Genomic DNA, 13,167 nt, shown 5'->3' with positions numbered 1-13,167 from the left:
GAACCAGCGAATGCAGGACGACAGCCACCACTCCTCCCCTCTCGACACGAACGCCCTGGGCCTGCAGCTTTTCGAAAGCAGCCCGGATTGCGTGAAGTTGCTCAGCAATGAAGGGCACCTCCTGGCGATGAACCGCAACGGGATGTGCGCCATGGAGATCGACGACTTCGGCATCGTTGCCGGTGCGCGCTGGGAATCGCTCTGGCCGCGCGACAGCCAGGGACAGCTCCATGCCGCCATGGCCCAGGCCAGGATCGGCACGACCGGCCATTTCAAGGCCTTCTGCCCGACCGCCAAAGGCGCGCCGCGCTGGTGGGAAGTGATGGTGACGCCGGTGCATGGAGACGATGGCCAGCTGCGTCACCTGCTGGCAGTCTCGCGCAATGTCACCGGCCAGGTCGAGGCCGAGGCCGAACGCGAACGCCTGCTGCGCGAAGTGCAGGCCGCCAATGCGCGCATGGAAGACATCTTTCGCCAGACCCCGGCCTTCATGTGCGTGCTGGCCGGGCCGGACCATGTCTTCGAACTCATCAACGAACACTACCTGCAACTGGTTGGCAACCGCAACCTGGCGGGCCAGGCAATGCGCGACGCGCTGCCGGAAATCGCCGCGCAAGGCTACCTGGAACTGCTCGACCAGGTCTACCTGACCGGGGAACCCTTCTTCGGTACCGACCTGCCCGTCATGCTGCAGCGCCAGCCCGGTGCCCCGCTCGAGCAGCGCTTCATCGACCTGGTCTTCACTGCCCTGCGCAATGGGGACGGCCGCATCACTGGACTGCTCGTCCATGGCGTCGACCAGACCCACCGCAAGCGTGCCGAAAGCGCGCTGCTGGAAAGCCGCGAGCGCTTCGCGAAGATCGTCCACCAGGCCGCGACCGGCGTGGTGCAGATGGACCAGCAGGGCCGCATCACGCTGGCGAACCAGAAGTATTGCGGCATGCTGGGATACACCGAGACCGAGCTGCTCGGCAAAAGCGCGGCCAACGTGACGGCGCCCGACTCGCTGGCGGCGACCTTGGCGGCGATAGAGAAGCTGGTCGCAGGCGGTCCGGATTTCGTCATCGACAAACACTACCTGCGCAAGGACGGCTCGCTGCAGCCGGCCACCAGCAGCGTCAGCGCGCTGCGCAGCGCCGAGGGCGAATTCCAGGGCTTCGTGGCGATCGTGCTCGATACCACCGAGAGCCGCCGGGCGGCGGAAAAGCTGCGCGCCAGCGAGGAACGCTACCGCACCCTGTTCGAATCGGTCGACCAGGGCTTCGCCATCCTCGACCTCATCTTCGATGCCGGCGGGCAGCCGGCCGACTACCGTTTCCTCGAAATGAACGCGATGTTTGCGCGCCATACCGGCGTGACCGGGGCGACCGGCAAGACCGCCAGGGAACTCGTGCCGGAACTCGACCCCTTCTGGTTCGACACCTATGGCCGCGTGGGGCTGACGGGCGAGGCGGTACGCTTCGAACGCGAGGCGCCCGCGGTCGGGCGCTGGTTCGACGTGTACGCCACACGGATGGGCGATGCCGACAGCCGCAAGGTCGCGATCCTGTTTTCCGACATCACCGAGCGCAAGCGCTCGGAAGCCCGGCTGCGCCAGCTGGCCGACGACCTGTCCGATGCCGATCGCCGCAAGACCGAATTCCTGGCGACGCTGGCCCATGAGCTGCGCAACCCGCTGGCACCGATCCGCAGCGGGCTGGGCGTGCTGCGCCTCACTGGCGACGATGCCGCGGCCGTGCGCAAGGTCAGGGAAATGATGGAACGCCAGGTCGGCCACATGGTGCACCTGATCGACGACCTGCTCGACGTCGCCCGCATCAGCGGTGGCAAGCTGGAACTCAAGCGCGAACGGGCGGAACTGCAGCACATCCTGTCGAGCGCGCTGGAAACGAGCCTGTCCCTGATCGAGGCCAGCCGCCACCGCCTGCATGTCGACCTCCCCGAGGCCCCGCTGATGGTCGATGCCGACGTCACCCGCATCGCCCAGGTGGTGGCCAACCTGCTCAACAACGCGGCCAAGTACACGCCCGGGGGTGGGCGCATCGACCTGAAAGTGAGCCGGGACGGCGACACCGCCGTCATCGAGGTCAGCGACAGCGGCGTCGGCATCCCGCCTGACGCCCTGGCCAGCGTCTTCGACATGTTCAAGCAGGTCGACCACCATGCCGAGCATGCCCAGGGCGGCCTGGGCATCGGCTTGTCGCTGGTACGCCGCCTCGTCGACATGCACGGCGGCAGTGTCAGCGCAAGAAGCCCGGCGCCGGCCGCGGCAGCACGTTTATCGTCAGGCTGCCGCTGGCAGGGGAGACGCGCAGGTGCACCCGGACACGGTTGACACGCCCGCCGCCGGCGCCGGACCGGTGCGCGTGCTGGTGGTGGACGACAACGTCGACGCCGCGCTGACGCTGTCGATGATCCTCGAGGTCAGCGGGCACACGACGCGCATCGCCCACGACGGCATCGAAGCCCTGGCCGCCGCCCGCGAATTCCTGCCGCAGGTAGCCTTTCTCGACATCGGCATGCCCGGCATGAACGGCTACCAGACAGCCAGCGCCATTCGCCGCACGCCCGGGCTGGCGGGCATGACGCTGGTGGCGCTGACAGGATGGGGAACCGAAAGCGACCGCCTCCGTTCAGCCGAGGCCGGTTTCGATCACCATCTCACGAAGCCGGTGCAGGTGAAGGTGGTGCAGGAGCTGCTCGCTGCACTGGCAAGCGACGGGCCTGGATCAGCTTAAGCGCAGCGGCGCGTCGGGCCGACTTCCACCCGGTTGCGCCCGCCGCGCTTGGCCGCATACAGGGCCTGGTCGGCGCGCGCCAATGCCGCCGACAGGGCTTCGTCCGGCTCGATCACGACCAGGCCGATACTGACCGTCATCGTGTACTGGTTGCCGCAGGTGAGCAGGCGCGTGTCGACCACGGCCTGGCGCAGGCGCTCGGCCGCGTTGACGGCGCCCGCCAGGTCGGTGCCGGGCAGTGCCAGCGCGAATTCCTCGCCGCCCATGCGACCCAGGATGTCGTGCTCGCGCAAGGCGGCATGGCAAGTGGCGGCGAACTTGACCAGGGCCTCGTCGCCGGTAGCGTGGCCGAAGCGGTCGTTCAGTTGCTTGAAATGGTCGATGTCGAGCATCAGCAGGGCCATCGGCTGGGCCTGGCGCAGCGCCAGCATGCGCGCCGCTTCGGTCTGCGCATAGAAGGCGCGCCGGTTCAGTAAACCGGTCAGGTCGTCGGTGGTGGCCAGGCGCTCCATGCGTGCATCGTCGCGCTGCTTGCTCATCAACATGAAACCAAAGCCGTTCACCAGCATGAGCAGGTAGCCCGAGATATAGGCCACGGTACGGCCCCACTCCGGTTCGGGCATGCCGGCGGCGACGATGCAGCCCCACAACGCAAGGCCGGCACCGGAGACGAGGTCGCTCGCGCCGATCAGGCGTTTCAGTGGAGTGATGCCATGCAGGTGCGGATGCACCAGCATCATGCCGGCCAGCAGGGTGCCGCATCCCATGACGAGCGACACGGCGCCGATCAGCTGCGCGTAGGCGAAACCGTTCAGTGTCGCCGCACAGGCCAGCAGCAGGCATAGTCCCCAGACCGGTACCAGGGTACGGCGCCAGTTTTTGTAGCCGAAGAAAATCGCATAGGCAGTCGACTCGAGGGTCAGGCCGGCAACCCAGCCGGCCGATTCCATTGCTGCCAGCAGGGGCGAGCCTTCCAGCGGACGCGCATAGGCAAGCAGCTGGGTCAGGCCGAAGGCCATGCGTGCCCACATCCATACCGGCAGGGCCGGACTATTGGCGGTGCAGCGTATATAGGCGGCCAACAGCAGGGCAAACGACAGGTTGCCGATGCCAACTGCCAACATATAAGTTTGATGATCGATCACTGGAATCCTCATGGGCAGGTTACGGCAGAGCGACTACTGCAACTGCTCCATCCACCTGGCATGCATGCCAGGAATGTAACTCTTGTTTCCCAAAAGAATTATGTTACACCGTTTCACGAATCAGGTATGCACGATTGGCGGCTTTAGAAGAGGTCCTCAGCCGCATCGCAGCACGACGGTGCAAGCTTGATAATGTTACGTAGTCAATCTGCAACGGACATAAAAAAACCAGCGCCTGCGTGAACGCAGGCACTGGTTTCGTATCGATCGCAGCTTGGGCGACGCTGCGAAGCGCGCCCTTTGACTCCGCTTACTTGCGTCCCGCTTTCGGCTTGGTCTTGATGGTTCCCAAGATCGACGGCCGGGTCTTTTCCACGGGAGCGGCCACGCGCGCCAGGCAGGGCGCGGCCTGCCGGCGCACGCTCGGGCTGGCGGCGGGCGTTGGCTGCGATCTGGTGCGGCGCCGGCGCCGGCGCCGGCATGGCGTTGCCGCGCTTGGCGGGCGCGCCCGGCTGGCGTGCCTGGCGTGCGCCGGTTTCGCGCACCGCGGGGGCGGCGCCTCTTCCGACGGATGCCAGGCGGGCACCAGGTGGCGCTCGCCATTGCCGATCAGGTCGCCACGGCCCATCTTGACCAGGGTCTCGCGCAGGATCGGCCAGTTCTCCGGGTGGTGGTAGCGCAGGAATGCTTTATGGGCTTTCCTCATCTTGCCGCTCTTCGCCGTTTCCACGACTTCGGAATCCTCCGTGACTTTCTTCAGCGGATTCTTGCGGCTGTGGTACATGGTCGTCGCCATCGCCATCGGCGTCGGCGTGAAGGTCTGCACCTGGTCCAGCTTGAAGTTGTTTTTCTTCAGCCACAGCGCCAGGTTCAGCATGTCTTCGTCCGTGCTGCCCGGGTGCGCGGCAATAAAATATGGAATCAGGTACTGCTTCTTGCCGGCCTCGATCGAATACTTCTCGAACATGCGCTTGAATTCGTCGTAGGCGCCGATGCCCGGCTTCATCATCTTCGACAGGGTGCCCTGCTCGGTGTGCTCCGGTGCGATTTTCAGCAGGCCGCCCACGTGGTGGGTCACCAGTTCCTTCACGTATTCCGGCGAGCGCACTGCCAGGTCGTAGCGCAAGCCCGAACCGATCAGGATCTTCTTGATGCCGGGAATCGCGCGTGCCTTGCGGTACAGCGAGATCAGCTTGCTGTGGTCGGTACCGAGGTTGCTGCAGATCGTCGGGTACACGCAGGAAAGGCGGCGGCAGGATTCCTCGATGCTTTTTTCTTTGCAGGCCAGGCGGTACATGTTCGCCGTCGGGCCGCCGAGGTCGGTAATCGTGCCGGAGAAGTTCTTGGTCGTGTCGCGGATCAGTTCGATCTCGCGCAGGATCGACGGCTCCGAGCGGCTCTGGATGATGCGGCCCTCGTGCTCGGTGATCGAGCAGAAGGTGCAGCCCCCAAAACACCCGCGCATGATGTTGACCGAATAGCGGATCATTTCCCAGGCCGGGATATGGGCCTTGCCGTAGCTCGGGTGCGGGGCGCGTGCGTAGGGCAGGTCGTAGACATTGTCCATCTCGTCCATGGCCAGCGGCAGCGGCGGCGCGTTCAGCCAGACATCGCGGTCGCCATGGGCCTGCACCAGCGCCCGTGCATTGCCCGGGTTCGATTCCAGGTGGAACACGCGCGAGGCGTGCGCATACATCACCGGGTCTTCGCTGACGGTGTCGAATGAGGGCAAACGCACGACCGTCTTCAGCGCCTTTTCACGCGCTGCGGCTTGCCGCTGTTCGCGCGTCATGATCATGATCGGCTTGACTTCCGGCTCCGGCCCGGCGTTGTCGAGCGCGCAGGCTTTCGGGTCTTCCAGCGCCATCGCATACGGATTCGGCTGCTTGTCGATGCGGCCCGGCACATCCACGCGAGTGGAATTGTGCACGCTCCATTCTTCGTCCGGCAGCCAGCCCTGCGGCACCAGGAAGGCCGTGCCGCGGATGTCGCGGATGGATTTGATGCTTTCGCCGGCGGCGATGCGGCGCGTGACGTCGACCAGTGCGCGTTCGGCGTTACCGAAGATCAGCAGATCCGCCTTCGATTCGAACAGCACCGAGCGGCGCACCTTGTCCGACCAGTAATCGTAGTGGGCGATGCGGCGCAGCGAGGCTTCGATCGAGCCGATCACGACCGGCACGCCCGGATAGGCCTCGCGCACGCGCTGGGCGTACACCGTCACCGCGCGGTCCGGGCGTTTGTTCGGTTCGGCGTTCGGGGTGTAGGCATCGTCGGAACGGATCTTGCGGTCGGCCGTGTAGCGGTTGACCATCGAATCCATGTTGCCGGCGGTAATGCCCCAGTACAGGTTCGGCTTGCCCAGCGCGCGGAAGGGCTCGGCAGAGGTCCAGTCCGGCTGGCTGATGATGCCGACCCGGTAGCCCTGCGCTTCCAGCAGGCGGCCGACGAGGGCCATGCCGAAGCTCGGATGGTCGATGTAGGCGTCGCCGGTGACGAGGATCACGTCGCACGAATCCCAGCCGAGCGCGTCCATTTCGGCGCGGGTCATCGGCAGGAAAGGCGCGGCAGGTGCGCGGCTGGAGCGCTTCGGGACGCTCGCGAAAAGATTGGTTGGGGAGTTCATTGGCCGGTATTTTACCGGAAAACCGCTTTACCGGCTCATTCCCGTCCGAAAAATGGCTTGAATATCAATGACTTGTGGCTGAGAAGCCATCTCAGCAGCAGCGTTGTGGCGCTGCCTTGCCGGTTGGCTAGATACCCATGCTCGACAGGATGTTGCCAAGCTCGCTCAGGGCCGAGGACACGGTCGGGTGGCGCGCGGCGAAGCGGGCGCTCAGTTCCTGGGTGCGGGTGCCGAGGCCATAGGTGTTGGCGTCGAGGTCGGCATCTGCGCGGCGCTCGAGCACGTGCTTGATATCGCCATCGAGCTGGCGCAGCAGCATCTGCAACTCCTCGTCGACCTCGTCGGTCTCGGACAGGCTGCGGTGCAGGGTTTTCAGGTGCGCTTTCAGGTTCGAATCGTTCTCGTTCAGCATGGCGTTCTCGCTCTAGTTGGTGAAGCGGGTCTCGAGGTACAGCTGCTCGACCTGCTCGCGCGCCCACGGCGTGCGGCGCAGGAACTTCAGGCTCGACTTGATGCTCGGGTCTTTCTGGAAGCAATTGATGTCGATCCGGCGGCCGAGTCCCTCCCAGCCATAGTGCTCGACCAGGCGGGTTAACAGGGATTCTAAGGTAATACCGTGGAGGGATTGAACACTCATCGCTGGGCTTTGTTTTTCATGGTGGGAACCCGGTGATTTATACACCGGATTCGTGGGGGTATGCGTGCACACGAAAAAACGCGTGGGCTCAAGAGCCCACCCTACGTTATGCCGCAGCCACTGGCCGTCGCGTAACGTAGGGTGGGCACCCGTGCCCACGCGGTACAACATCAATGCATTCGCGACGGTGGCAAACAATCCGCCACCGTCATGCAACTATTACTGACCAGTCAACCCACGACGCTCCAGCAACGGCTGCACTTGCGCATCGCGCCCGCTGAAATTGCGGTACATCTGCATCGCATCGAGCGTGCCGCCGCGCGAGAGCAGGCTCTTGCGGAAGTGATCGCCATTCTTGCGGGTCAGGCCGCCATGTTCCTTGAACCAGTTCACGGTATCGGCGTCGAGCTTCTCGGCCCACAGGTAGCCGTAGTAGCCGGCCGAGTAGCCGCCCGAGAAGGTGTGCGAGAAGTAGGTGGTGCGGTAGCGCGGCGGTACCAGCGCGAAGTCGACACCCGCCTTCTTCAGTGCCTCAGCCTCGAAGGCCAGCACGTCGGTCGGGATCTGGTTAGGGGACAGCTGGTGCCAGGCCTGGTCCAGCAGCGACGCCGCCAGGTACTCGGTGGTGCGGAAGCCTTCGTTGAACTGCTGCGAGGCTTGCACCTTGTCGAGCAGCTCCTTCGGCATCGCCTCGCCGGTCTGGTAGTGCTTCGCATAATTGGCCAGCACTTCCGGCCAGGCCATCCACATCTCGTTCACCTGCGAGGGGAATTCGACGTAGTCGCGTGGCACGCGCGAGCCCGAGAAGCGCGGGTATTTCACGTCCGAGAACATGCCGTGCAGGGCGTGGCCGAACTCGTGGAACATCGTGCGCACTTCGTCGTAGGTCAGCAGGGTCGGCTCGCCCGCGGCCGGCTTCGGAATATTCAGGTTATTCGCGATGACCGGCTTCGTGCCCAGCAGTTTCGATTGCGCCACCCAGGCATTGGCCCAGGCGCCGCCGCGCTTGATCGGGCGCGCGTAGGGGTCGAAGGTGAAGATCGCCAGCTGTTTGCCGTCGGTGTCGAACACGTCGAAGACGCGCACATCGGCGTCATAGGTCGGCAAGTCCTTGCGTTCCTTGAAGCTGATGCCGAATTCCTTGTTGGCGGCGAAGAAGACGCCGTCCTGCAGCACGCGGTTCAGTTCGAAATACGGACGCAGCTGGCTGGCGTCGAAGGCATAGCGCTGCTGGCGCACCTTGTCGCTGTAAAAGGCCCAGTCATGGGCGGCGGCCTGGAAGCCACCCTTCTCGGCGTCGATCACTTTCTGGATTTCGGCCGCTTCCTTGCGCGCGTTGTTCACGGCCGGCTTGGCGAATTCGGCCAGCAGGCTGTTGACGGCGCCAGTGGTCTTCGCGGTCTGGTCTTCCAGGTTGTAGGCGGCGTGGTTCGGGTAGCCCAGCAGCGTGGCGCGTTCGGCGCGCAGGCGGGCGATTTTCAGCACGACCTCGCGGTTGTCGAATTCACCGCCGCGCGAGCCGCGCGCCAGCGATGCAGCCAGCAGCTTTTCGCGGGTGGCGCGGTTGGTCAATACCGACAGGGCCGCCTGCTGGGTGGTGTTCACGACCGGCAGCACGAACTTGCCGTCCAGGCCACGCTTCTTTGCCTCAAGGGCGGCGACGTCGATCTGCTTGTCCGACATGCCGGCCAGCTCGGCGCGGGTGTCGACGACCAGTGCCGACGCATTCGCTTCCTTCAGCACGTTCTGCGCGAACTGGGTCGACAGCGCGGCCAGTTCACCGTTCATCGCTTTCAGCTTCTGCTTGTCGTCGCTTGAGAGTTTGGCGCCGGCGCGCACGAAATCGGTGTGGTAGCGCTCGATCAGGTACTTCGATTCGGCGTCCAGGCCCAACTTGTTGCGCTTGTCGTACAGGGCTTTCACGCGCGCGTACAGTTTCGGGTTCAGGCGGATCGCATCGCTGTGGGCCGACAGCTTCGGCGCCAGTTCCTTGTCGAGGGCGATCAGGGTGTCGTTGGTGTACGAACCGGTGAGCGTGTTGAACACGCTGCCGACGCGGTTGAGCAGCTGGCCGGAACGCTCCATCGCGACGATGGTGTTGTCGAAGGTTGGCGCGGCGCGGTTAGCGGCGATCTTCTCGATCTCGGCGGCCTGCTGGCGCATGCCTTCGGCATAGGCCGGGGCGAAATGCTCGTTCTTGATCTTGTCCCAGGCCGGGTAGTGGAAAGGCAGCGCGCTCTCCTTGGCGAAGGGGTTCGAGGCTTCCAGTTGCGAGGCCGGGGCCGTGGGGGCGGCGACGGCGAAATTGGCGACAGCGGCGCTGGCCGCGGCGATCAGGAGGATGTGGGGACGGTTCATGGTGTCTCGTGTGGTTTTATGTTGCAGAAGAGTGAATGTCTTACGGAGGCGTGGGTGCACTTCTTGAAGCGCCAACGAGGCGCGACCGTTTTCGGTGTCTAAAGGCGCCAGCATGATGCCGGCTTCCGCGTGCGCACGGGGTGCGCACCCTACGGTCGCATTTGTAGGGTGGGCACTCCGGGCCCTGCCCTGTCGGGCAGGGCGCTTCGCTGGCGGGCAGCATGCTGCCCGAATTCCCAGCTCCGCCCCACGCGGAACGATGATCATTGTTGGCGCAGGCCGCAGCCCGCGCCGGCAATCACTGCCCGGTCAACCCGCGCCGTTCCAGCAGCGGCTCGATGATCGGATCGCGGCCGCGGAAATCGCGGAACAGGTTCATCGCCTCGGTGGTACCACCGCGCGAGAGCAGGGTCTTGCGGAAGTGGTCGCCGTTCTTGCGCGACAGGCCGCCGTTTTCCTTGAACCACTCGACCGTGTCGGCGTCGAGCTTTTCGCTCCACAGGTAGGCGTAGTAGCCGGCCGAGTAGCCGCCGTTCATCGAGTGCGAGAAATAGGTCGTGCGGTAGCGCGGCGGCACCGGAGCGTAGTCGACGCCGGCTTCCTTCAGCGCCTGCGCCTCGAAGGCCAGCACGTCGGTCGGCACCTGCGCCGGGGTCAGCTGGTGCCAGCGCTGGTCGAGCAGCGAGGCGGCCAGGTATTCGCTGGTCATGAAGCCCTGGTTGAATTTTTTGGAAGCGACGACCTTGTCCAGCAATTCCTTCGGCATCGGCGCGCCGGTCTTGTGGTGCTTGGCGTAGTTCGACAGCACCTCGGGCCAGATCGCCCACATCTCGTTGACCTGCGACGGGTACTCGACGAAGTCGCGCGGCACGTTCGTACCCGAGAAGTGCGGATACTTCACGTTCGAGAACATGCCGTGCAGCGCGTGACCGAATTCGTGGAAGGCGGTGCGCACTTCGTCATAGGTCATCAGGGTCGGCTCGCCAGCGGGCGGCTTCGGGATGTTCAGGTGGTTGGCCACCACCGGGTGTTTGCCCAGCAGGTGCGACTGCGACACGTATTCGTTCATCCAGGCGCCGCCCTGCTTGTTGGCGCGGGCATACGGGTCGAAGATGAAGATCGCCAGCTGCTTGCCGTCGGCATCGATCACATCGAAAGTGCGCACGTCCGGGTCGTAGACCGGCAGATCCTTGCGCTCCTTGAACGACAGGCCGAATTCCTTGTTCGCCGCGAAGAACACGCCGTTGAGCAGCACGTTATTCAGTTCGAAATACGGACGCAGCTGGTTTTCGTCGAAGTTGTAGCGGGCCGCGCGCACCTTGTCGGTGTAGAAGGCCCAGTCATGGGCGGCGATCTGGAAGCCTCCCTTCTCGGCATCGACGATCTTCTGCATCTCGGCAGCTTCTTTTTTCGCGTTGCCGATCGCGGGCTTGGCCAGTTCGGCCAGCAGCTTGTTGACGGCGGCCGGGTTCTTCGCCGTTTCCAGTTCCTGCGAATAGGCGGCGTAGTTCGGGTAGCCGAGCAGGGTGGCGCGTTCGGCGCGCAGCTTGGCCAGCTTGAGCACCAGTTCGCGCGTGTCGAATTCGCCGCCGCGCGAGCCGCGGTTCATCGAGGCCGCCTGCAGGCGTTCGCGCACGGCGCGATTGGTCAGCTGCGCGAGCGGCGCCTGGATGGTGGTGTTGGCGATCGTCAGGACGTACTTGCCGTCCAAACCACGCTTCTTCGCTTCCGTGGCGGCAGCCGTGATTTCCGCGTCCGACAGGCCGGCCAGCTCTTCGCGGGTGTTGATCACCAGTGCCGAGGCATTCGCTTCCTTCAGCACCCGCTGCGAGAACTCCGACTGCAGGCTGGCGATCTGGCCGTTATAGGCTTTCAGCTTTTCCTTGTCGGCGTTCGACAGCCTGGCACCGGCGCGCACGAATTCCTTGTAGTAGCGCTCGAGCAGGAAGGTCGACTCGGCGTCCAGGCCCAGCTTGGCGCGCTTGGCGTGCAGCGTTTCGACGCGCTTGAACAGTTTCGGGTTCAGGTAGATGGCGTCGTTGTGGGCGGCCAGTTTCGGCGACATTTCGCTGTCGATGGCATTCAGGCGGTCATTCGTGTTGGCGGTCTGCAGGTTCGAGAACACGGCGCCCACGCGCGACAGCATCTGGCCCGAACGCTCCAGCGCGACGATGGTGTTGTCGAACGTCGGCGCCTTCGGGTTATTGGCAATGCCTGCCACTTCGCGCAGCTGCTCGCGCATGCCCGCGGCATAGGCCGGCAGGAAGTGCTCGTCCTTGATCTTGTCGAAGGCCGGGTAGTTGAACGGCAGCGCGCTCGGCTTGGCGAACGGGTTGGACGCGTCCAGCGTGGCGCCGGCAGGTGCCGCGGGGGTAGCCGCAAAGGCCGCGCCGGCGAACGCCAGGCTGGCTGCGATGATGAGCATTTGTGGTCGTTTCATGGTCTCTCTCACGAACTCGAAAAGGCTGTCCGCGACGATCGCCGCCGACAGGTGCGCGCCAGATCATAGCAGGCTTTATTGTCGTGCAATCACCATGAAACAATCTGCATACAAAAGTGTATAGACAGCTCCGGCGCGCCTGCTCGGGGGCTCCTGCTGTCTGTCGCAGCGGGCGGGCGGCGGATGCTAGGCAGTGCCGGCATGGCCGGAAAAGCGGCTGCGGTACTGCCCCGGGCTGACGCCGAGCTGGCGCTGGAACACGCGCCGCAGGTTCTGCTCGCTGCCGTAGCCGCTACTGGCAGCCACCGTTTTCAGCGGCAGCGCGGTGTTCTCGAGTGCGCGGCAGGCCGCTTCCAGGCGCATCGCTTCCACCATCTTGGCCGGGGTGCGTCCCAGCTGGCTGGCATAGCTGCGCGCAAAGGTCCGCGCCCCCATGCCCGCCTGCTCGGCCAGGCGCTCCACGGTCAGCTGTTCGCGCAGGTTGGCGGCCACCCAGGCGTGCAGCGCGTCGAAGCGTCCGCCTTCGCGCGCCTGCGCCGCCAGCGGCACGCTGAACTGCGACTGGCCGCCGCTGCGCTTGACGAACATGACGAGCTGGCGCGCCGTTTCGATGGCGACCTGGTGCCCGTAGTCCTCCTCGATCAGCGCCAGCGTCAGGTCGATGCCGGCGCTGACGCCGGCGGAGGTCCATACTGCGCCATCGCGCACGAAAATCCGGTCGGCGTCGACCTCGACCTGCGGATGGCGCCGGCGCAGGCGCTCGGCCCATTCCCAGTGGGTGGCGGCGCGCCGGCCCTGCAACTGCCCGGCCGCGGCCAGCAGGAAGGCGCCGGTGCAGACCGAGCAGATGCGCCGCACGTCGGGTGCACGGCGGGCAATCCAGTCGACCAGCGCCGGCGGCGCATAGAAGTCCTGGCCCTTGCAGCCTCCTGGCGCGATCAGGGTGTCGATGGCCAGGTGATCCAGGTCCGCTATGGCAGCCGTCATCAGTGGCAGGCCGGCGCTGGTCGTGATCAGGCCACCGGCGGCGGAGGCGACGACCGTCTCGTAGAGCGGCTTGCCACTTCCCGCATGGCGGCGGCTGGCGGTGGCCAGCGCCTGCAGGGGGCCGCAGAGGTCGAGCAGGTTCATGTCGTCGTAGGCCAGCAGGACGACACGCAGGGTGGGTTTCGATGACATGAGGCAGGCCCGGCGCATCAGCGGCGCATTAGCGATATTGTGGA

The 13,167-nt window shown here is 65.0% G+C and carries 9 protein-coding genes; 2 read left to right on the top strand and 7 right to left on the bottom strand.

Annotation, left to right across the window (positions count from 1 at the left end):
- Nucleotides 1-10 precede the first annotated feature (10 nt).
- The gene (locus G4G28_RS01115) at nucleotides 11-2,335 is read left to right on the top strand and encodes a PAS domain-containing protein (RefSeq protein WP_229507837.1); all 2,325 of its coding nucleotides are present in this window, start codon (nucleotides 11-13) and stop codon (nucleotides 2,333-2,335) included.
- A gap of 31 nt (nucleotides 2,336-2,366) precedes the next feature.
- Nucleotides 2,367-2,738, top strand: coding sequence for a response regulator (locus G4G28_RS24980; protein ID WP_229507836.1), 372 nt, complete (start codon nucleotides 2,367-2,369; stop codon nucleotides 2,736-2,738).
- On the opposite strand, the gene G4G28_RS01110 is transcribed toward G4G28_RS24980, so the two are convergent.
- The 7 genes from G4G28_RS01110 to G4G28_RS01080 all read right to left on the bottom strand — a co-directional run bounded on the left by G4G28_RS01110 (nucleotide 2,735) and on the right by G4G28_RS01080 (nucleotide 13,123).
- Nucleotides 2,735-3,862: a diguanylate cyclase gene (locus G4G28_RS01110; protein ID WP_229425364.1), complete on the bottom strand. Its 1,128-nt coding sequence runs from the start codon at nucleotides 3,860-3,862 to the stop codon at nucleotides 2,735-2,737. The genes G4G28_RS24980 and G4G28_RS01110 overlap by 4 nt on opposite strands.
- 331 nt (nucleotides 3,863-4,193) lie before the next feature.
- Entirely contained in the window at nucleotides 4,194-6,434 is a 2,241-nt protein-coding gene (locus G4G28_RS01105; RefSeq protein WP_229507835.1) for a YgiQ family radical SAM protein, read from the bottom strand.
- A 202-nt stretch (nucleotides 6,435-6,636) separates the two neighbouring features.
- Complete coding sequence (locus tag G4G28_RS01100; RefSeq protein ID WP_182990533.1) at nucleotides 6,637-6,921, bottom strand: DUF4404 family protein; 285 nt, start codon at nucleotides 6,919-6,921, stop codon at nucleotides 6,637-6,639.
- Nucleotides 6,922-6,933: 12 nt separating this feature from the next.
- Nucleotides 6,934-7,146: a VF530 family DNA-binding protein gene (locus G4G28_RS01095; protein WP_182990532.1), complete on the bottom strand. Its 213-nt coding sequence runs from the start codon at nucleotides 7,144-7,146 to the stop codon at nucleotides 6,934-6,936.
- A 219-nt stretch (nucleotides 7,147-7,365) separates the two neighbouring features.
- Entirely contained in the window at nucleotides 7,366-9,504 is a 2,139-nt protein-coding gene (locus G4G28_RS01090; protein WP_182990531.1) for a M3 family metallopeptidase, read from the bottom strand.
- A 298-nt stretch (nucleotides 9,505-9,802) separates the two neighbouring features.
- Nucleotides 9,803-11,944, bottom strand: a complete 2,142-nt coding sequence (locus G4G28_RS01085) for a M3 family metallopeptidase (protein WP_229425363.1) — start codon at nucleotides 11,942-11,944, stop codon at nucleotides 9,803-9,805.
- 186 nt (nucleotides 11,945-12,130) lie between these two features.
- Nucleotides 12,131-13,123, bottom strand: coding sequence for a GlxA family transcriptional regulator (locus G4G28_RS01080; RefSeq protein WP_183107949.1), 993 nt, complete (start codon nucleotides 13,121-13,123; stop codon nucleotides 12,131-12,133).
- Nucleotides 13,124-13,167: the final 44 nt, after the last annotated feature.

This window comes from Massilia sp. Dwa41.01b, assembly GCF_014171775.1.
GTDB lineage: Bacteria > Pseudomonadota > Gammaproteobacteria > Burkholderiales > Burkholderiaceae_D > Telluria.
This window is presented reverse-complemented; position numbering and strand designations above follow the sequence as displayed.

What these genes read in the sequence shown, in the direction of transcription:
- G4G28_RS01115 (WP_229507837.1), top strand. Translation starts at nt 11, where the DNA reads ATGCAGGACGACAGCCACCACTCCTCCCCTCTCGACACGAACGCCCTG.
- G4G28_RS01110 (WP_229425364.1), bottom strand. Translation starts at nt 3,862, where the DNA reads ATGTTGGCAGTTGGCATCGGCAACCTGTCGTTTGCCCTGCTGTTGGCC.
- G4G28_RS01105 (WP_229507835.1), bottom strand. Translation starts at nt 6,434, where the DNA reads ATGACCCGCGCCGAAATGGACGCGCTCGGCTGGGATTCGTGCGACGTG.
- G4G28_RS01100 (WP_182990533.1), bottom strand. Translation starts at nt 6,921, where the DNA reads ATGCTGAACGAGAACGATTCGAACCTGAAAGCGCACCTGAAAACCCTG.
- G4G28_RS01095 (WP_182990532.1), bottom strand. Translation starts at nt 7,146, where the DNA reads ATGAGTGTTCAATCCCTCCACGGTATTACCTTAGAATCCCTGTTAACC.
- G4G28_RS01090 (WP_182990531.1), bottom strand. Translation starts at nt 9,504, where the DNA reads ATGAACCGTCCCCACATCCTCCTGATCGCCGCGGCCAGCGCCGCTGTC.
- G4G28_RS01085 (WP_229425363.1), bottom strand. Translation starts at nt 11,944, where the DNA reads ATGAAACGACCACAAATGCTCATCATCGCAGCCAGCCTGGCGTTCGCC.
- G4G28_RS01080 (WP_183107949.1), bottom strand. Translation starts at nt 13,123, where the DNA reads ATGTCATCGAAACCCACCCTGCGTGTCGTCCTGCTGGCCTACGACGAC.